The sequence below is a fragment of the Bacillus sp. BP-3 genome (genome assembly GCF_028401955.1).
GTDB lineage: Bacteria > Bacillota > Bacilli > Bacillales > Bacillaceae_G > Bacillus_A.
Window position 1 is genome coordinate 1 of record NZ_JAQOTJ010000024.1, and the last position, 16,852, is coordinate 16,852.

The following is a 16,852-nucleotide window of genomic DNA, read 5'->3' on the forward strand; positions in this document are numbered from 1 at the left end:
GAGCTGACGAATACTAATAGATCGAGGACTTAACCATATAATATGAAGCAAATGTTATCTAGTTTTGAAGGAATATACCTTCATAAGTCTGGTAATGATGGCAGAGAGGTCACACCCGTTCCCATACCGAACACGGAAGTTAAGCTCTCTAGCGCCGATGGTAGTTGGGACTTTGTCCCTGTGAGAGTAGGACGTTGCCAGGCAAACGAAAGACGAGTCAGTGGACTCGTCTTTTTATTTTTATCCCGCTATTCGTGGACAGTAAGGCCCACACTTCAAAATGTAGAGAGAAGCAAAGAAGATAGGTGGGGATGAAGAAACTCCTCACTGATGGAAGTTTCACTTTATCCTATTTTGGGCTAGCAAGCTTAACTAAGTATTAGACAGACACTTCGCCTAGAAATGATTCATACACTAAAAGTATAAAAGGTGTATATATTTCGAAAAATTGTTAACGCTTATAAATGTATATTGTTATTTCTTATAGAGGGGAGGAACAGTTTATTTATCGTTGGTCTAATTTTATATAGTAATGGTTAGATAGAATACGATAAATAGGCGAATAATATGGGGTATGTCACAACAAAAGAAGAAGTTTGTATTGTGTGTGAAGATAAAAAGGATAGTGGAATTCATTTGTATACGAGTTTTATATGTGAATCATGTGAACGAGAAATGATAGAAACAAATACAAATGATCCAAAGTATATGTTTTATTTACAGCAACTACGAAAAATACAAGTATAGCCCTAGAAAAATACAAATCTTTTTAGGTAGACGAGAGCGTCTGGCCATGCATAGCAGCAACTTATATGCTGAAAAATTAAAATGAATTTATATAGAAAAATAGGCATGTTTGCCTATTATTTTTTTTATGAAAATCTCTGTATAATATAGAGAGAATGAATAGTAAGGAAGAGTGAATATGGATCAAAGAAAAATGCCCTTATATGAAGCATTAAAGTCTTTTGCAAGTAAGAAACCGATATCCTTTCATGTTCCAGGACATAAAAATGGAACGAATTTTCCCTATGAAGCACAAAAGTATTTTCATGATATACTTTCTATTGATGTAACAGAACTTACTGGACTTGATGATCTTCATAGTCCATTTGAATGTATAGAAGAAGCACAGTGTTTATTAGCAGAACTATACGAAGTACAAAAAAGTTATTTTTTAATTAATGGTTCAACGGTTGGGAATTTAGCTATGCTGTTAGCGTGCTGTAATGAACATGATATAGTTCTTGTACAAAGAAATGCTCATAAATCAATTATGAATGGCCTTAAATTAGCTGGAGCACGTCCTGTCTTTCTAGAGCCATGGATTGATGAAAAATATGGTGTACCAGTTGGTGTCCCGTATGAAACGATTGAAGATGCAATTTTGCAATATCCACAAACAAAAGCCCTTATTTTAACGCATCCAAACTATTATGGTATGGGTGTAGACTTAGAAAAGAGTATTGTGTTAGCGCATAAAAATGGTATCCCTGTTTTAGTAGACGAGGCGCATGGAGCGCATTTTTGTATCGGGGAACCTTTTCCAACATCAGCGCTTGCATATGGGGCTGATGTTGTTGTTCATTCGGCACATAAAACATTACCAGCAATGACAATGGGTTCATACTTACATGTAAATAGCTCGCTAGTTGATGAAGAAAAAGTTTCTTCTTATTTAAATATATTGCAATCTAGTAGTCCATCTTATCCAATCATGGCTTCTTTAGATATAGCGCGTTTTGTATTAGCGAAGATAAAAGAAGAAGGAGGTAAGGAAATTGCGACATTTACTCGGCAGTTTCGCGGGGCATTAGATCGCATTCCACAACTTGCTGTTTTAGACTATCCAATACTAGATGCATTAAAAGTAACGGTACAAACACGCTGTAAGCTCTCTGGCTATGAATTACAACGTCTATTTGAAGAGGTAGGTATGTATGTTGAAATGGCAGACCTATATAATGTTTTACTTATTTTACCACTCCAAGTAAATGGAGAGTATATAAAAGTAATTGAGAAGCTACAAGATGCACTATGCTCATACGATGTGGAAGATAGTAAGCTGTGTATAAATTATCCTTATAATAATCATTTATCTTCTTTGTCATTTACATATAAGCAATTGGAAAAATATAGGAAAAAAGTTGTACCATTAAGAGATGCGTTAGGCATGATTGCGGCTGAAATGATTATACCGTATCCACCAGGGATTCCGTTGGTCATGTATGGAGAGGAAATTACATTAGAGCACATAAAGCAAATTTCTAATTTAGAAGAGACTGGTGCACGTTTTCAAGGAAATATAAAAAATATTACTGTATACGATATATAGAGAAAGAAGGTTTTATGAATGAAGGGATTGTTTGTAACAATTGAAGGGCCAGAAGGATCAGGGAAATCTACATTAATTACAAAATTAATTCCATATTTTGAGAAGAAGAAACAAAAAGTAGTGGCAACACGTGAACCGGGTGGAATTATGATTTCAGAAGAAATTCGCACTATTTTACATAAAAAAGAGCATACAATGATGGAGGCACGTACAGAAGCATTATTATATGCTGCAGCACGCAGACAGCATTTAGTAGAGAAGGTCATGCCGGCCTTAGAAGACAATTATATTGTAATATGTGATCGTTTTATAGATAGCTCTCTTGCTTATCAAGGGTATGCACGCGGCCTTGGTGTTGATAAGGTATTTGAAATTAATCGTTTTGCAACAGAAGATTGTATGCCGGATATTACAATCTATTTAGATATTGAACCAGAGGTTGGCTTAGCACGCATTAGAAAAGATGGTAATAGAGAAGTGAATCGTTTAGATTTAGAAAGCATGGAATTTCATAAACGTGTTCGTGAAGGATATTTACAATTAGTAGATCGATTTGCAGATCGTATCGTCGTTGTAAATGCAGATCAACCAATGGAAGCTGTTGTAGAAGAAGTTACTCAGCTTATTGAACAAAAATTGTTATAATAGAAGAAAGTATAAAAAGTGAGGTATGGAATATGGCGAAGACGTGGGAACAACTGTCTCTTATACAACCCATTGTTGTAAAAATGTTAATGAATAGTATTGCAAAAGAGCGTATATCCCACGCTTATTTGTTAGAAGGGCCAAAAGGAACAGGTAAACTAGAAACAGCTATGCAAATGACGAAAAGCTTTCTTTGTTTACAACGAAATGGAGTAGAACCTTGCCATACATGTACGAATTGCCGACGCATTGATTCGGGCAATCACCCAAACGTATATATTGTTGCACCAGATGGTCTATCCATTAAGAAACAGCAAATTCACGAATTACAAGAAGAGTTTTCGAAAACAGGTCTAGAAGCAACTAAAAAAATTTATATTATTGAGCATGCCGATAAGATGACAACAAATGCTGCAAATACATTGCTTAAATTTTTAGAAGAACCGAGTAGTGACACAGCGGCAATTTTGTTAACTGAGCAAAGCCATCAAATTTTAAGCACTATTTTATCACGCTGTCAAATTGTTACATTTAGGCCACTTCCCAAAAGTGCTTTGGTTAACCGTTTAGAAAATGAAAAGGTAAGTATTTCTTTAGGGAATCTTGCAGCGGAACTTACAAATAGTTTTGATGAGGCACTATCGTTTTGCAATGATGAATGGTTTGCACAAGCACGAACTTTAGTGATAAAATTATGTGAAGCCCTAGAGAAAGATACCACGTCTCTTTTTTTTGTGCAGGAGAAGTGGGTGAAGCATTTTGGAGAGAAAGAACAACTACAGCTAGGATTAGATATGTTGCTCCTTATTTATAAGGATTTATTATATGTTCAATTGGAAGAAGAGGAGCGTCTCGTTTTTCAAGACCAAAAAGAGTTATTCCAATCTTTTTCCTATTCTCAAAAGCGCATTGTATCGGCTCTTTTCAATATATTAGAAGCAAAAAATAGAATCAACGCTAATGTAAATGCGCAGCTTGTATTCGAGCAGTTAGTGTTGCGGTTGCAGGAGGGATGACCGTTTGTATGATGTAGTAGGTGTTCGATTTAAGAAGGCCGGAAAAGTGTATTACTTTGATCCAAATCAATTTGATATCTCAGAAAATGAGTTTGCAATCGTGGAAACAGTACGAGGAATCGAATATGGGAAAGTTGTCATCACGAAGAAACAAGTCGATGAAAATGATGTTGTCTTACCACTAAAGAAAGTTATTCGAATTGCAAATGAGAATGACCGTACAATTGTTGAGGAAAATAAACGCGCAGCAAAAGAAGCGTATCAAGTTTGTCAGGAGAAAGTAATCGAGCATGATCTTGATATGAAACTTGTTGATGTGGAATATACATTTGATCGTAATAAGGTTATTTTTTATTTTACGGCAGACGGTCGCATTGATTTTCGCGAGCTTGTAAAAGATTTGGCGGCTATTTTCCGGACAAGAATCGAATTAAGACAGATTGGTGTTCGTGATGAAGCAAAAATGTTAGGTGGTATTGGTCCATGTGGCCGAATGCTTTGCTGCTCTACTTTTTTAGGGGATTTTGAACCTGTATCCATAAAAATGGCAAAAGATCAAAATTTATCATTAAATCCTGCGAAAATCTCAGGGTTATGTGGGCGATTAATGTGCTGTTTAAAGTATGAAAATGATGAATATGAAGCAGCAAAAGAGCAGCTTCCAGATTTAGATGAGAAGATACAAACACCGCATGGTCTTGGTCGTGTAATCGGATTAAATATTTTAGAAAGATTAATTCAAGTGGAATTAATAGACAAGGAACGGATAGTAGAATATACGTTAGATGAATTAATGAATAAAGGGGTCGTTTCGAGTCAAACCACAGATTAATGAGGTGGGTGCTTGTGGAGAAAAAAGATATTTTTGTAGCGGTTTCCAGTATGGAAGAGCAAATTGGACATCTTTATAAACAGTTGGGAGAGTTAAAGCAGCATCTTGCAGAGCTATTGGAAGAAAACCAACACATTAAAATGGAAAATGAAAATTTGCGAAATCGTTTTGAAGAAGTTCAGAATAAGCAGAAACAGAAAGCGAATAGGCAAAAAGAAATAAAACCTAAAATAGATATCGGTGAAGGATATGATAATCTAGCACGCCTGTACCAGGAAGGTTTTCATATTTGCAATTTGCATTATGGAAGTGTACGTAAAGAAGGGGATTGCTTATTCTGTTTATCATTTTTAAATAAAAAATAAAATTACCTTTCCAGTAAATTGGAAAGGTAATTTTTTGTACATATAACCAAAATAGAAGTAATGGACGTTAGACTGTTGTAAACATAGGTAAATTGTCTTAACGTTTGCTAAAATAAAGTTTGAATGATAAGGAAGGAAAGAATGATATGCAGTTATATGGAGATGAACGTCTAGATTATTTACTATCAAAAGATATGAAAATTATTCAAAGTCCATCAGTATTTAATTTTTCATTAGATGCAATATTATTGGCGAACTTCGCATGGATGCCTATTCAGAAAGGAAATATATTAGATTTGTGTACGGGCAATGCAGTGATTCCTCTTTTATTAAGTTCTCGTACGAAAGGGAATATTACGGGAGTTGAAATACAAGAGCGTATTTACAATATGGGTGTTAGAAGTGTTCAATATAATGAGTTAGAAGAGAGAATTCGGCTTATTAACGGTGATTTAAAGCATATGCCAGAGCAATTGGGAAGACATCAGTTTGATGTTGTTACATGCAACCCGCCATACTTCCAAACGCCAAAGCCATCTGAGCAAAATTTAAATGAACATTTAGCAATTGCCCGTCATGAAATTATGTGCACACTAGAAGATGTTGTACGTGTTAGCAGCCAACTTGTTAAGCAAGGAGGAAAAGTTGCTTTTGTACATCGCCCTGGTCGTTTGCTTGATATTGTAACTCTTATGAGAAAATATAAGATTGAGCCAAAGCGTCTCCAATTTGTGTATCCAAAAGCAGGTAAAGAAGCTAATACATTATTAATTGAAGGTATTAAAGATGGAAATGCAGATTTAAAAATTTTGCCACCTCTTTTTGTATATGAAGAAAATAATAAATATACGAAGGAAATGAATGCAATTTTATATGGAGCAGAATAAACATTATTTTTATGTTGTTGAATGTGCTGATGGAAGCTACTATGCAGGATATACAAATCATTTAGAGAAGCGAATTCAGGCCCATAATAGTGGGAAAGGAGCACGTTATACAAGAGCAAGACGTCCTGTTATATTAAAATACTTTGAAACTTACGAAGAAAAAAGAACTGCGATGCAGGCAGAATATCGTTTCAAGCAGCTAAAACGGAAACAAAAAGATGAGTATATACAAAAAGGAGATTATTATGTGGCAGCAAAAAAGTTTTCAGGTGAATGAGAGAGGAACATTATATTTAGTTCCTACTCCAATTGGTAATTTGGAAGACATGACATTTCGGGCAATTCGTATGTTAAAGGAAGCAGACTTTATTGCAGCAGAAGATACAAGGCAAACGAAAAAGCTATGTAATTATTTTGAAATTGAAACGCCAGTAATGAGTTATCATGAGCATAATAAAGAAGTGAGCGGACAAAAAATTTTAGGTATGTTAGAGCAAGGAAAAACAGTAGCACTTGTCAGTGATGCGGGGATGCCATGTATCTCAGATCCTGGCTATGATATTGTTGTACAAGCAGTAGCAGAGAAGTACTCGGTTGTACCTCTTCCTGGCCCCAATGCTGCGCTTACAGCATTAATTGCATCAGGGTTAGAAACAAAACACTTTTATTTCTATGGGTTTTTACAGCGCCATAAAAAAGAACGTAAAGCAGAATTAGAGAAGCTGCGTTATATTCCATATACAATGATGTTTTATGAGGCACCACATCGATTAGGGGAAACATTAGTCTCCATGAAAGATGTATTAGGGAATAGAAACGTTGTATTATGTCGTGAGCTTACGAAGAAATTTGAAGAGTTTATTCGCGGCTCTTTAGAAGAAGTTATTCATTGGGCAAAGGAAAATGAAGTGCGTGGAGAATTTTGTGTTTTAGTAGAAGGCTCTACAGAAGAAGCGGTTAGCGAAGAGGCGTGGTGGGAAGCATTAACAGTTGAGGGGCATGTCGAATACTACATAGAGGAGAAAGGTCTTTCTTCTAAAGAAGCTATTAAAGTTGTTACAAAAGATCGGAATATGTCGAAAAGGGACGTATATCAAGCATATCATGTTGAAAAAAAATAAAGCTTCTCTAAAAGAGAAGCTTTATTTTGCTGCTGCGATAAATTGTTGTAGTTCATTTAAGATTTGCTCTGCGCCTTCTGGGCTTAAAATAATTTTACCTTCAGCTAATGAAAGGTTACTATCAGAAACTTCACCAGTTACTTGGCAAGTCATGTTTGGTTTATATTTTTTTAAGATGATTTTTTCATCATCAACATAAATTTCAAGAGCATCCTTTTCTGCAATACCTAATGTACGACGTAATTCAATTGGAATTACAACGCGGCCTAATTCATCAACTTTACGAACGATACCAGTAGATTTCATATTCGTTTTTCCTCCTCATATTTTGCAAGTCTATTTTAATTCGCCATTTTTCGACAAAATACCCTATGAACATATGATACCAATCATTTACATTTCCGTCAATTCTTTAATTATAAAATTTTTGTAGATTTTCGCATCTATTAATAAGTTAAAAAACGATATAAAGACCCCTTTCTTTTTAGGGGAGACGAGGGCGTCTGGCCGAGCATAGAAGCGGTCAGGTCCTTTTCCTGCCACATATAAGGTTTAAAGCGGCCAGCGTAGGTCATTTTTTATTTTCTACTGTAGCGATTTATATGTCGAAAAAGTATATATATTTATTATATATACTAAAAAATAATAGATGTATAGAAAGATTTATTTTATTCTTGGAATTTTAATGATAGTGTCGAAATATAGAAATGTATATTTTTTATTAATATGAGTAATAGATGATAAAGATATAGTACATACACTCGTCTTTATACATAAATTTTTGATATACTGTTTATAAATACATATGAGGTCATTTGGGAGGTTTAAAATAATGACAGAGGAAAATAAGACCTTTTACATTACAACTCCGATTTATTATCCAAGTGGAAAGCTTCACATTGGACATGCTTATACAACAGTAGCGGGAGATGCAATGGCGCGCTATAAACGTATGCAAGGGTACGATGTGTACTACTTAACAGGCACTGATGAACACGGACAAAAGATTCAAAAAAAAGCAGAAGAATTAAATGTTACACCACAAGCATACGTTGACAACATCGTAGCGGGAATTAAAGAACTGTGGGGAAAAATGGATATTTCTTATGACGATTTTATTCGTACAACCGAAGATCGTCATAAAGAAGTTGTAGAAAAAATCTTTAAACAACTCGTTGATCAAGGTGATATTTATCTTGATGAATATGAAGGTTGGTATTCTGTACAAGATGAAACGTTTTATACAGAGCATCAACTTGTTGATCCAGTAATGGAGAATGGAAAAATAGTTGGTGGGAAGAGCCCAGATAGTGGTCATCAAGTAGAGCTTGTTCGTGAAGAATCCTACTTCTTTAGAATGGGGAAATATGTAGATCGACTTTTAAAGTTTTATGAAGATAATCCAAGCTTCATTCAACCAGAATCACGTAAAAATGAAATGATCAATAATTTCATTAAACCAGGATTAGAAGATTTAGCTGTTTCTCGTACTTCTTTTGATTGGGGTGTTCGTGTACCGGGTAACCCGAAGCATGTTATTTACGTATGGGTAGATGCGTTATCTAACTATATTACGGCATTGGGTTACGGAACGGATAATGAAGAAAAGTATAAAAAATATTGGCCAGCAGATGTTCATTTAGTAGGAAAAGAAATTGTTCGTTTCCATACAATTTATTGGCCAATTATCTTAATGGCTCTTGATTTACCACTTCCGAAAAAAGTATTTGCGCATGGTTGGATTTTAATGAAAGACGGAAAAATGAGTAAATCAAAAGGGAATGTAGTAGATCCGGTTACGTTAATTGATCGTTATGGTTTAGATGCACTTCGTTATTATCTACTTCGTGAAGTACCATTTGGATCAGATGGCGTATTTACGCCAGAAGGATTTGTGGAGCGTATTAATTTTGATCTTGCGAATGATTTAGGAAATCTATTAAATCGTACAGTAGCAATGATTGATAAATATTTTGACGGAGAAATTCCAGTCTACAAAACAAATGTAACGGATTTTGATGAAGCTTTAGTAATATTTGCAAAAGAAACACTACAAAAAGTGGAAGATGCAATGGAGAACATGGAGTTTTCAGTAGCACTAAGCACAATTTGGCAGCTTGTTAGCCGTACAAATAAATATATCGACGAAACACAGCCGTGGGTATTAGCAAAAGATGAAAACAATCGTGAGAAACTGGCTTCTGCTATGGCACACCTTGCAGAAATGCTTCGACAAACAGCAATTTTGTTAATGCCATTCTTAACAGAAACACCAGGGAAAATCTTTGAACAAATTGGAATTACAGATGAAAAATATAAAACGTGGAATAGCCTTTCGACAATTGGCTGCATTCCAGTTGGTACAAAAGTTGTGAAAGGCCAGCCTGTATTCCCACGTTTAGAAGTAGAAGTAGAAGTGGAATATATTAAAGAAAAAATGAAAGGATCTGCTCCAAAAATAGAAGAAAAGACAGAAGCAGCGCCAGAGGTAGAAGAAATTACAATTGATGATTTCTTTAAAGTAGACTTACGCGTAGCAGAAGTATTGGATGCGGAGCCTGTAAAAAAAGCAGACAAGCTATTAAAGATCCAACTTGATTTAGGTACAGAAAAACGACAAGTTGTCTCTGGAATCGCCAAATTTTACTCTCCAGAAGAGTTAAAAGGGAAAAAAGTCATTTGTGTTACAAATTTAAAACCAGTAAAACTACGTGGTGAGTTATCACAAGGTATGATTTTAGCGGGTGAAGAAAATGGAAAATTGTCGTTAGCAACGGTCGACCAAAACTTACCAAATGGTACAAAAATTAAGTAATAACGACAAAATGAGAGATGTTTCACGTGTAACATTCGTGAAGCATCTTTTTTCTTGTCGGAAATCTTTCTAAAATTTCCTTTTTTGTATCAAAATTGTAATGTAGTTGTTATTACGGTGTTAGGAAAGTAATTTTCCACTATGATAGAATTTATTTCAAATAAAAGGAGTTCTTATTATGTTGTTTGATACACATTCACATTTAAATGCAGAGCAATTTAAAGAGGATTTACAGGAAGTAATTGCAAGAATGAAAGAAGTGGGTGTTTCTTATACAGTTGTAGTTGGTTTTGATGAAGTGACCATTAAAAAGGCAATTGAATTAGCAGAAACACATGATTTCATTTATGCAGCTGTTGGTTGGCATCCTGTTGATGCAATTGATATGACAGAAGAACATTTAGAATGGTTGGAAGAGTTAGCAGCTCATCCCAAAGTCGTTGCACTTGGTGAAATGGGCTTAGATTATCATTGGGACAAATCTCCGAAAGAAGTGCAAAAAGAAGTATTTCGTAAACAAATTAGGCTAGCAAGAAAAGTAAATTTACCAATCATTATACATAATCGAGATGCAACGCAAGACATCGTAGATATTTTAAAAGAAGAAAATGCATCCGAAGTAGGAGGGATCATGCATTGTTTTAGTGGCAGTGTTGAAGTTGCAAAACAATGCGTGGAGATGAACTTTCTTATTTCATTAGGCGGTCCAGTAACCTTTAAAAATGCAAAGAAACCAAAAGAAGTTGCGATGGAAATTCCAATGGAACAACTTTTAATCGAAACAGATTGTCCATATTTAACTCCTCATCCGTTTCGTGGACAACGAAATGAACCAAGCTATGTAAAGCTTGTTGCAGAGGAAATTGCAAAATTAAAAGGATTATCTTATGAAGAAGTAGCGATTAAAACAACAGAAAATGCAAAAAAACTATTCGGCATTCAATAATGGGAAGTAGGGGGGGGAATTCCTCCCCTTTTTCTCCCTTCACCTATGTTTATCTTCAGATGAGTAACACTACTAGAAATAGTAGGAGAATGAGAGTTAATAATTCTGATCTAGACAGGGAGGGTATTTTATTGTGATTGCAAATGCTAAAAGTTTATTATCCAGGTTAGAAGTGAGCAAAAAGTTAGCAGTAAGATTTACGAGTGCATTAATTATTTCAGGATCTGTTGGGACAGTAGCGTATGCGGGGACAACAGATAAAATAACTGTTGAAGTAGATGGAAAGAAACAAGAAATTTATACACATGCGAATACTATAAGTGAGTTGTTGCAGGAAGAAAAGATTCAAGTGGCAGAAAAAGATTATATATATCCAGCACTTTCTACGAAAATTAAGGGTGAAATGAAAGTAGTTGTAGAAAAGGCGAGGCCATTTATGATTATAGTGAATGGAAAAGGGAAACAAGTACAATCAACAGCAAAAACAGTAAAAGATTTGTTAGTAGAAGAACATATTGAAATGAGTGAACATGATAAAGTATATCCTAGTTTGCATACATCGTTGGAAGGTACTCAAAAAATCATGATTCAAAAAGCATTCCCGGTTACATTACATGTTGGCGGTCAAGAACAACATGTATGGTCGACTTCGACTACTGTCGCTAACTTTTTGAAAGAACGACAAGTATCACTAAATGAAATGGATAGGGTGGAACCAGCTTTACAGGAAGTGATGCAGCAAAATATGAAGGTCAAAGTGGTTCGAGTAGAAAAAGTAAGCGATGCAGTGGAAGAGCCAATTCCTTTTACTGAAGTGAAACAAGAAGATTCTTCACTCCGTAAGGGAACAGAAAAGGTGATTCAAGAAGGAATAGAAGGAAAAAAGAAGAAGGTATTTGCAGTCATCAAAGAGAATGGAAATGAAGTTTTAAGAAACTTACAGAAAGAAGAAATAGTACAAGAAGAAAAAAATCGTATTGTAGCTGTTGGCACAAAAGAAGAAGAGCCAATTTTAGGTGATGCAGAAGGTGTAGTTGCTAACGAATTTTATGTGCAAGCAACGGCGTATTCCCCGTACTGCGGCGGATGCCAAGGTGTAAGCGCAGGAGGTTATAATTATAAGGCAAATCCAAATATGAAATTAATTGCAGTAGATCCACAGATTATTCCTCTTGGAACAAAGGTATGGGTAGAAGGATACGGATATGCAGTTGCTGGTGATACGGGCGGGGCGATTAAAGGGAATCGTATTGATGTTCTTATGCCAACAGAATCACAGGCAGAAGCTTGGGGAAGAAAACAAGTGAAGATTAAAGTGTTACAATAATAGGGTAAGCAGAGGAATTTTTTCTCCTCTGCTTTTTAAATTGTATGAACTAGGAAAATAATAATGGAAAAATAGGCGTTTTTTTGTTTTACTAATTAGAGATGTGAAATGAGTGTGGAGGAAGTTATGAAGATTAAAGAAATAATTGTTGTAGAAGGTAAAGATGATACGGTTGCCATTAAGCGTGCAGTAGATGCAGATACAATTGAAACGAACGGTTCGGCAATTGGAAATCATGTGATTGAACAGGTGAAATTGGCGCAACAAACACGAGGTGTTATTATTTTTACAGATCCTGATTATCCAGGAGAGCGTATTCGTAAAATTATTTCTGAGAAAGTACCAGGTTGTAAGCACGCGTTCTTACCGAAAGAAGAAGCATTAGCAAAGCGAAAGAAGGGCGTTGGAATTGAACATGCCTCTAATGAATCTATCCGGCGCGCTTTGGAAAACTTACATGGAGAGATGGAAGAGTACACAAGCGAGATTGAGTGGATTGACTTAGTAGAAGCGGGACTCGTTGGTGGAGAAAAAGCAAAAAGCCGTAGAGAACGAATGGGTAAGCTATTAAAGATCGGTTATACAAATGCAAAGCAGTTACATAAACGTTTGCAAATGTTCCAAATTTCAAAGCAGGATTTTGCAAAAGCGTATAAGCAAGTATTACAGGAGGAAAAGAAATGAAAGATATCGCAACGCCAAATCGTACGAAAGATATTGTTGAAAAGTATGGATTTTCATTTAAAAAGAGTTTAGGACAAAACTTTTTAATTGATACAAATGTATTAAATCGTATTGTAGATTATGCAGAGGTTGGATCTGAGAGCGGGGCAATTGAGATTGGACCTGGTATTGGAGCATTAACAGAGCAGTTGGCAAAGCGTGCTAAGAAAGTTGTAGCGTTTGAAATTGATCAACGCCTGTTACCTATTCTAGAAGAGACATTAGCGCCTTATGATAATGTAACTGTAATTAATAAGGATATTTTAAAAGCTGATGTAAATACAGTATTTCAAGAGCAGTTTGAAGAAGGTCAAGATGTAATGGTAGTAGCGAACTTACCATACTATGTGACAACACCAATTTTATTTAAGTTATTAGAGGAACAATTACCAGTGCGTGGTTTTGTGGTGATGATGCAAAAAGAAGTAGCAAATCGCCTAGCGGCTCGCCCAGGAACAAAAGATTATGGTTCGTTGTCAATTGCGATTCAATACTATACAGAACCAGAAACGGTGATGACGGTTCCGCGTACAGTATTTGTACCACAGCCAAATGTAGATTCAGCAGTTATTCGTTTACTAAGACGTCCAAAGCCGCTTGTGGAAGTTAAAGATGAAGCGTTCTTTTTTGAAGTAGTTCGTGCTAGCTTTGCGCAGCGACGTAAAACATTAATGAATAATTTATCTAATAATTTAAATGGTTTTCCAAAGGATAAAATATTACTTGAGCGTATATTAGCAGAAGTTGAAATTGATCCGAAGCGAAGAGGCGAAACATTATCAATTGAAGAATTTGCAAAGTTAAGCAATGCTTTATTTTTATCCCGCATTAATGAGTAGTAATACTCCCACCTCAAAATTTGGCGAAAGCACTGTCCAGTTCCAGTGGCTAGAATGTTCGGTGGCTTCGCTTCTTCCTATGAGGTAAAAAACACCTCTACGTCAGAAGCTCCATCCTCCTCACATTCTGGGCGATCCACTTCCACATTTCTTTGTTGTCCAGTTTCAGTGGCTAGAATGTTCGGTGGGAGATAAATTGCTGGCATGCGCCTCATTGGTGGGGGCTGATTAAAGTTTCATTTTATATAAAATGTAAAAGGTAGCTCGTTTTGAGTTACCTTTTTTGTCACCTTTTTCCTATAAGTTCATAGGCTAAAACAGAACGTAGTGAGTTATATGTCCCTACGAGTTTGGAGGTAAAAGGATGGCTGTACACGTTGGAGATTTAGTGGAGAGAAAGTCTTATAAGCGCGACCTTCTTTTTCGAGTAACAGAAATAAAAGACACAATAGCAATTTTGTTTGGGGAAGAATTTCGGCTCGTAGCAGATGCACCCATAGAAGATTTAGTTCTTGTCGATCAAAGGGATTACACGAAAAGAGTGAAGCAGGAACGAGAAACAATGGAAAAGACATATCGTTTATTTCAACAAGATTATGTATTAATGAGAGAGCGCCAAGAATATCAGTCAACAGGCGGCTATGCAAATGAAGTAAATTATTTTCAAATGCCAGGTAAAGTGCTTCATCTTGATGGAGATCCTTTATATTTAAGAAAATGTTTAGATTTATATACGAAAATAGGTGTGCCTGTACAGGGAATTCATTGTAAAGAAACGGAGATGCAAGAGAAGGTTCTAGATTTAATTGAGCATGCTCGTCCTGATATCTTAGTAATTACCGGGCATGACGCTTATACAAAATCAAAGGGAGAAATGGGAAATTTAGCAGCTTATCGTCATTCTAAGCATTTTGTACAGGCTGTACGTACAGTACGAAAAAAGTATCCTTCATTAGATCACCCTGTTATTTTTGCTGGGGCGTGTCAATCGCATTTTGAAGCTCTAATTCGAGCCGGGGCAAATTTTGCAAGTTCTCCGTCCCGCGTTAATATTCATGCGTTAGATCCAGTGTATGTTGTAGCAAAAGTGAGCTTTACATCTTTTATGGAACGAGTTAATGTTTGGGATGTCATACGCAATACAGTAACCGGTGAGAAGGGGCTTGGCGGAATTGAAACAAAAGGAATTTTACGAACAGGATTGCCCTTTCAATATTATGAAGAGTGAGCAAGGTAAGTATTTGCCTTGCTTTTTATGTACACGCTTTTGGGGAATTGGATAAAAAAGTATAAGAACGTACAGACTATATATGTATGACTTGTATTTCTATACTTTCCATTCCAATAACAGCGAGGTGTAGCATGATATGTCAAAACGTTTAGATGAAATTAAAAGTGCTTTGGATCATCATCTTGGTCAGAGGCTTATGCTAAAAGCAAATAGTGGAAGAAGAAAGACGATAGAACGGTCTGGTGTGTTAGCAGAAACATACCGTTCTGTTTTTGTAGTTCAACTTGATCAACAGGAAGATACATTTCAGCGTGTTTCTTATAGTTATGCAGACGTATTAACAGAAACTGTTGAGCTTACATTTTATGATGCACAAGATAATGAAATTATGTTAGGTGAACAATCTGTTTAAGGATGGTTTTTTGTTACATATATTTTCCAGAGTTGAAGGGATTCGTAGTGTCACATACTAAATATACCGTAGCGATAAAGGGGGACTTGCGTTGAGTAGACGAAGAGGAGTCATGTCGAATAAATTTAAAGAAGAGCTTGCAAAAGAGCTTGGATTTTATGATGTCGTGCAAAAAGAAGGATGGGGCGGAATTCGTGCGAAAGATGCTGGTAATATGGTTAAGCGTGCAATTGAAATTGCAGAGCAACAATTGATGAAACAAAACCAGTAACAGTAAGATACTTCTATGCTACGGTGGCCGAGGAGATATTCCTCGGCTTTTTGCACGCGAAAAAGTTGTATTCATAGTGTATAAGTAGTTTCATTCTTGATGCTTTTCGTTATAATTAGGAAAGTGTCATCGTTCTACTATAAATTTATGGTAAAATAAACGATAAAAGATTGAGTACATAGAGTAGGTGAATAGATTGAAGCTACTGGTTAAAGCATCAGCAAAGATTAATTTGTCGTTAGATGTACTAGGAAAAAGACCGGACGGTTATCATGAAGTTAAAATGATTATGACAACAATTGATTTAGCAGATCGGTTAGAACTAACAGAGTTATCTGAAGACCGGATTGAAATTGTATCTCATAACCGTTATGTGCCAGACGACCAAAGAAATTTAGCTTATCAGGCGGCAAAATTGTTAAAGGAACGCTTTCAAGTAAAAAAAGGGGTATCTATTGCAATTGAAAAAACGATTCCAGTTGCAGCGGGATTAGCAGGTGGAAGCAGCGATGCAGCTGCAGCATTAAGGGGCCTGAATCAATTGTGGAATCTCGGACTTACAATTGATGAACTTGCAGAACTAGGTGCAGAGATTGGATCAGATGTATCGTTTTGTGTATATGGAGGAACTGCCATTGCAACAGGTCGTGGAGAGAAAATTGAACATATAAAGACACCTCCTTCTTGCTGGGTTATTTTGGCCAAGCCACATATTGGTGTATCAACAGCTGACGTATATGGGAATTTAAATTTAAATCGTGTAACACATCCAGATGTAAATCGTATGGTTGAAGCGATTCAAAATGGTGATTATGAAGGGATTTGTCAAGCTGTTGGCAATGTGTTAGAGGATGTAACATTCTCTATGCATCCTGAAGTTGCACATATTAAAGCTCAGATGAAACGTTTCGGTGCAGATGCGGTATTAATGAGCGGTAGCGGTCCAACAGTTTTTGGTTTAGTCCATCACGATTCACGTATGCACCGCATTTACAACGGTTTAAAAGGATTTTGTGATCAAGTATACGCAGTTCGTTTGTTAGGAGAGCGAGAAGTTCTTGAATAAAGCCGTATAATAAGTTATGAT

The 16,852-nt window shown here is 36.0% G+C and carries 19 protein-coding genes and 1 rRNA gene; 19 read left to right on the forward strand and 1 reads right to left on the reverse strand.

What is annotated here, in order from left to right; genetic code table 11:
• Nucleotides 1-87 precede the first annotated feature (87 nt).
• From rrf to rsmI, 10 genes are all read left to right on the forward strand, one after another.
• A 5S ribosomal RNA gene (gene rrf, locus PLX19_RS23285) occupies nucleotides 88-203 on the forward strand.
• Nucleotides 204-567: 364 nt separating this feature from the next.
• Complete coding sequence (locus tag PLX19_RS23290; RefSeq protein ID WP_272191259.1) at nucleotides 568-747, forward strand: sigma factor G inhibitor Gin; 180 nt, start codon at nucleotides 568-570, stop codon at nucleotides 745-747.
• 178 nt (nucleotides 748-925) lie between these two features.
• Nucleotides 926-2,335, forward strand: coding sequence for an aminotransferase class I/II-fold pyridoxal phosphate-dependent enzyme (locus tag PLX19_RS23295; protein ID WP_272191260.1), 1,410 nt, complete (start codon nucleotides 926-928; stop codon nucleotides 2,333-2,335).
• Between the two features lie 18 nt (nucleotides 2,336-2,353).
• Nucleotides 2,354-2,980 carry a dTMP kinase gene (gene tmk, locus PLX19_RS23300; protein WP_272191261.1) on the forward strand — a complete coding sequence of 209 codons (627 nt, stop codon included), beginning with the start codon at nucleotides 2,354-2,356 and terminating at the stop codon, nucleotides 2,978-2,980.
• A 32-nt stretch (nucleotides 2,981-3,012) separates the two neighbouring features.
• On the forward strand, nucleotides 3,013-3,996 hold the full coding sequence (gene holB, locus PLX19_RS23305; RefSeq protein WP_272191262.1) for a DNA polymerase III subunit delta': 984 nt from the start codon (nucleotides 3,013-3,015) through the stop codon (nucleotides 3,994-3,996).
• A 4-nt stretch (nucleotides 3,997-4,000) separates the two neighbouring features.
• Nucleotides 4,001-4,828 carry a PSP1 domain-containing protein gene (locus PLX19_RS23310; protein ID WP_020062167.1) on the forward strand — a complete coding sequence of 276 codons (828 nt, stop codon included), beginning with the start codon at nucleotides 4,001-4,003 and terminating at the stop codon, nucleotides 4,826-4,828.
• Nucleotides 4,829-4,842: 14 nt separating this feature from the next.
• A complete protein-coding gene (gene yabA / locus PLX19_RS23315; RefSeq protein ID WP_272191263.1) occupies nucleotides 4,843-5,193 on the forward strand; it encodes a DNA replication initiation control protein YabA in 351 nt (116 codons plus the stop codon).
• Nucleotides 5,194-5,339: 146 nt separating this feature from the next.
• Nucleotides 5,340-6,080, forward strand: a complete 741-nt coding sequence (locus PLX19_RS23320; RefSeq protein ID WP_272191264.1) for a tRNA1(Val) (adenine(37)-N6)-methyltransferase — start codon at nucleotides 5,340-5,342, stop codon at nucleotides 6,078-6,080.
• Nucleotides 6,067-6,357 carry a GIY-YIG nuclease family protein gene (locus tag PLX19_RS23325; RefSeq protein ID WP_272191265.1) on the forward strand — a complete coding sequence of 97 codons (291 nt, stop codon included), beginning with the start codon at nucleotides 6,067-6,069 and terminating at the stop codon, nucleotides 6,355-6,357. Before PLX19_RS23320 ends, PLX19_RS23325 begins: the two co-directional genes overlap by 14 nt.
• Nucleotides 6,326-7,201 (forward strand): 16S rRNA (cytidine(1402)-2'-O)-methyltransferase, encoded by an 876-nt coding sequence (gene rsmI / locus PLX19_RS23330; RefSeq protein ID WP_272191266.1) that lies wholly within the window; start codon nucleotides 6,326-6,328, stop codon nucleotides 7,199-7,201. The genes PLX19_RS23325 and rsmI overlap by 32 nt, the downstream gene beginning before the upstream one ends.
• Before the next feature lie 21 nt (nucleotides 7,202-7,222).
• Here the strand turns inward: rsmI and PLX19_RS23335 are convergent, their stop codons facing one another.
• Nucleotides 7,223-7,507 carry an AbrB/MazE/SpoVT family DNA-binding domain-containing protein gene (locus PLX19_RS23335; protein ID WP_020062162.1) on the reverse strand — a complete coding sequence of 95 codons (285 nt, stop codon included), beginning with the start codon at nucleotides 7,505-7,507 and terminating at the stop codon, nucleotides 7,223-7,225.
• 526 nt (nucleotides 7,508-8,033) lie between these two features.
• On the opposite strand from PLX19_RS23335, the gene metG reads away from it, so the two are divergent.
• The 9 genes from metG to ispE all read left to right on the forward strand — a co-directional run bounded on the left by metG (nucleotide 8,034) and on the right by ispE (nucleotide 16,831).
• Nucleotides 8,034-10,016 (forward strand): methionine--tRNA ligase, encoded by a 1,983-nt coding sequence (metG, locus tag PLX19_RS23340; protein WP_272191267.1) that lies wholly within the window; start codon nucleotides 8,034-8,036, stop codon nucleotides 10,014-10,016.
• A 178-nt stretch (nucleotides 10,017-10,194) separates the two neighbouring features.
• Nucleotides 10,195-10,962 (forward strand): TatD family hydrolase, encoded by a 768-nt coding sequence (locus PLX19_RS23345; protein WP_272191268.1) that lies wholly within the window; start codon nucleotides 10,195-10,197, stop codon nucleotides 10,960-10,962.
• Nucleotides 10,963-11,095: 133 nt separating this feature from the next.
• Nucleotides 11,096-12,289 (forward strand): G5 and 3D domain-containing protein, encoded by a 1,194-nt coding sequence (locus PLX19_RS23350; RefSeq protein ID WP_272191269.1) that lies wholly within the window; start codon nucleotides 11,096-11,098, stop codon nucleotides 12,287-12,289.
• 126 nt (nucleotides 12,290-12,415) lie between these two features.
• On the forward strand, nucleotides 12,416-12,973 hold the full coding sequence (gene rnmV / locus PLX19_RS23355; RefSeq protein WP_272191270.1) for a ribonuclease M5: 558 nt from the start codon (nucleotides 12,416-12,418) through the stop codon (nucleotides 12,971-12,973).
• Nucleotides 12,970-13,851: a 16S rRNA (adenine(1518)-N(6)/adenine(1519)-N(6))-dimethyltransferase RsmA gene (rsmA, locus tag PLX19_RS23360; protein ID WP_272191271.1), complete on the forward strand. Its 882-nt coding sequence runs from the start codon at nucleotides 12,970-12,972 to the stop codon at nucleotides 13,849-13,851. Before rnmV ends, rsmA begins: the two co-directional genes overlap by 4 nt.
• Nucleotides 13,852-14,215: 364 nt before the next feature.
• A complete protein-coding gene (yabG, locus tag PLX19_RS23365) occupies nucleotides 14,216-15,079 on the forward strand; it encodes a sporulation peptidase YabG (protein ID WP_272191272.1) in 864 nt (287 codons plus the stop codon).
• Nucleotides 15,080-15,218: 139 nt separating this feature from the next.
• The gene (gene veg, locus PLX19_RS23370; RefSeq protein WP_035433605.1) at nucleotides 15,219-15,494 is read left to right on the forward strand and encodes a biofilm formation stimulator Veg; all 276 of its coding nucleotides are present in this window, start codon (nucleotides 15,219-15,221) and stop codon (nucleotides 15,492-15,494) included.
• Nucleotides 15,495-15,585: 91 nt separating this feature from the next.
• Nucleotides 15,586-15,765, forward strand: coding sequence for an acid-soluble spore protein SspF (gene sspF, locus PLX19_RS23375; protein WP_090918113.1), 180 nt, complete (start codon nucleotides 15,586-15,588; stop codon nucleotides 15,763-15,765).
• Nucleotides 15,766-15,961: 196 nt separating this feature from the next.
• Nucleotides 15,962-16,831, forward strand: coding sequence for a 4-(cytidine 5'-diphospho)-2-C-methyl-D-erythritol kinase (ispE, locus tag PLX19_RS23380; protein ID WP_272191274.1), 870 nt, complete (start codon nucleotides 15,962-15,964; stop codon nucleotides 16,829-16,831).
• The last annotated feature ends 21 nt before the right edge of the window (nucleotides 16,832-16,852 follow it).

Excerpts from the sequence above, each read along its gene's own strand:
- PLX19_RS23290 (WP_272191259.1), top strand. The coding sequence starts at position 568 with ATGGGGTATGTCACAACAAAAGAAGAAGTTTGTATTGTGTGTGAAGAT.
- PLX19_RS23295 (WP_272191260.1), top strand. The coding sequence starts at position 926 with ATGGATCAAAGAAAAATGCCCTTATATGAAGCATTAAAGTCTTTTGCA.
- tmk (WP_272191261.1), top strand. The coding sequence starts at position 2,354 with ATGAAGGGATTGTTTGTAACAATTGAAGGGCCAGAAGGATCAGGGAAA.
- holB (WP_272191262.1), top strand. The coding sequence starts at position 3,013 with ATGGCGAAGACGTGGGAACAACTGTCTCTTATACAACCCATTGTTGTA.
- PLX19_RS23320 (WP_272191264.1), top strand. The coding sequence starts at position 5,340 with ATGCAGTTATATGGAGATGAACGTCTAGATTATTTACTATCAAAAGAT.
- PLX19_RS23325 (WP_272191265.1), top strand. The coding sequence starts at position 6,067 with ATGGAGCAGAATAAACATTATTTTTATGTTGTTGAATGTGCTGATGGA.
- rsmI (WP_272191266.1), top strand. The coding sequence starts at position 6,326 with ATGTGGCAGCAAAAAAGTTTTCAGGTGAATGAGAGAGGAACATTATAT.
- PLX19_RS23335 (WP_020062162.1), bottom strand. The coding sequence starts at position 7,507 with ATGAAATCTACTGGTATCGTTCGTAAAGTTGATGAATTAGGCCGCGTT.
- metG (WP_272191267.1), top strand. The coding sequence starts at position 8,034 with ATGACAGAGGAAAATAAGACCTTTTACATTACAACTCCGATTTATTAT.
- PLX19_RS23345 (WP_272191268.1), top strand. The coding sequence starts at position 10,195 with ATGTTGTTTGATACACATTCACATTTAAATGCAGAGCAATTTAAAGAG.
- rnmV (WP_272191270.1), top strand. The coding sequence starts at position 12,416 with ATGAAGATTAAAGAAATAATTGTTGTAGAAGGTAAAGATGATACGGTT.
- rsmA (WP_272191271.1), top strand. The coding sequence starts at position 12,970 with ATGAAAGATATCGCAACGCCAAATCGTACGAAAGATATTGTTGAAAAG.
- yabG (WP_272191272.1), top strand. The coding sequence starts at position 14,216 with ATGGCTGTACACGTTGGAGATTTAGTGGAGAGAAAGTCTTATAAGCGC.
- veg (WP_035433605.1), top strand. The coding sequence starts at position 15,219 with ATGTCAAAACGTTTAGATGAAATTAAAAGTGCTTTGGATCATCATCTT.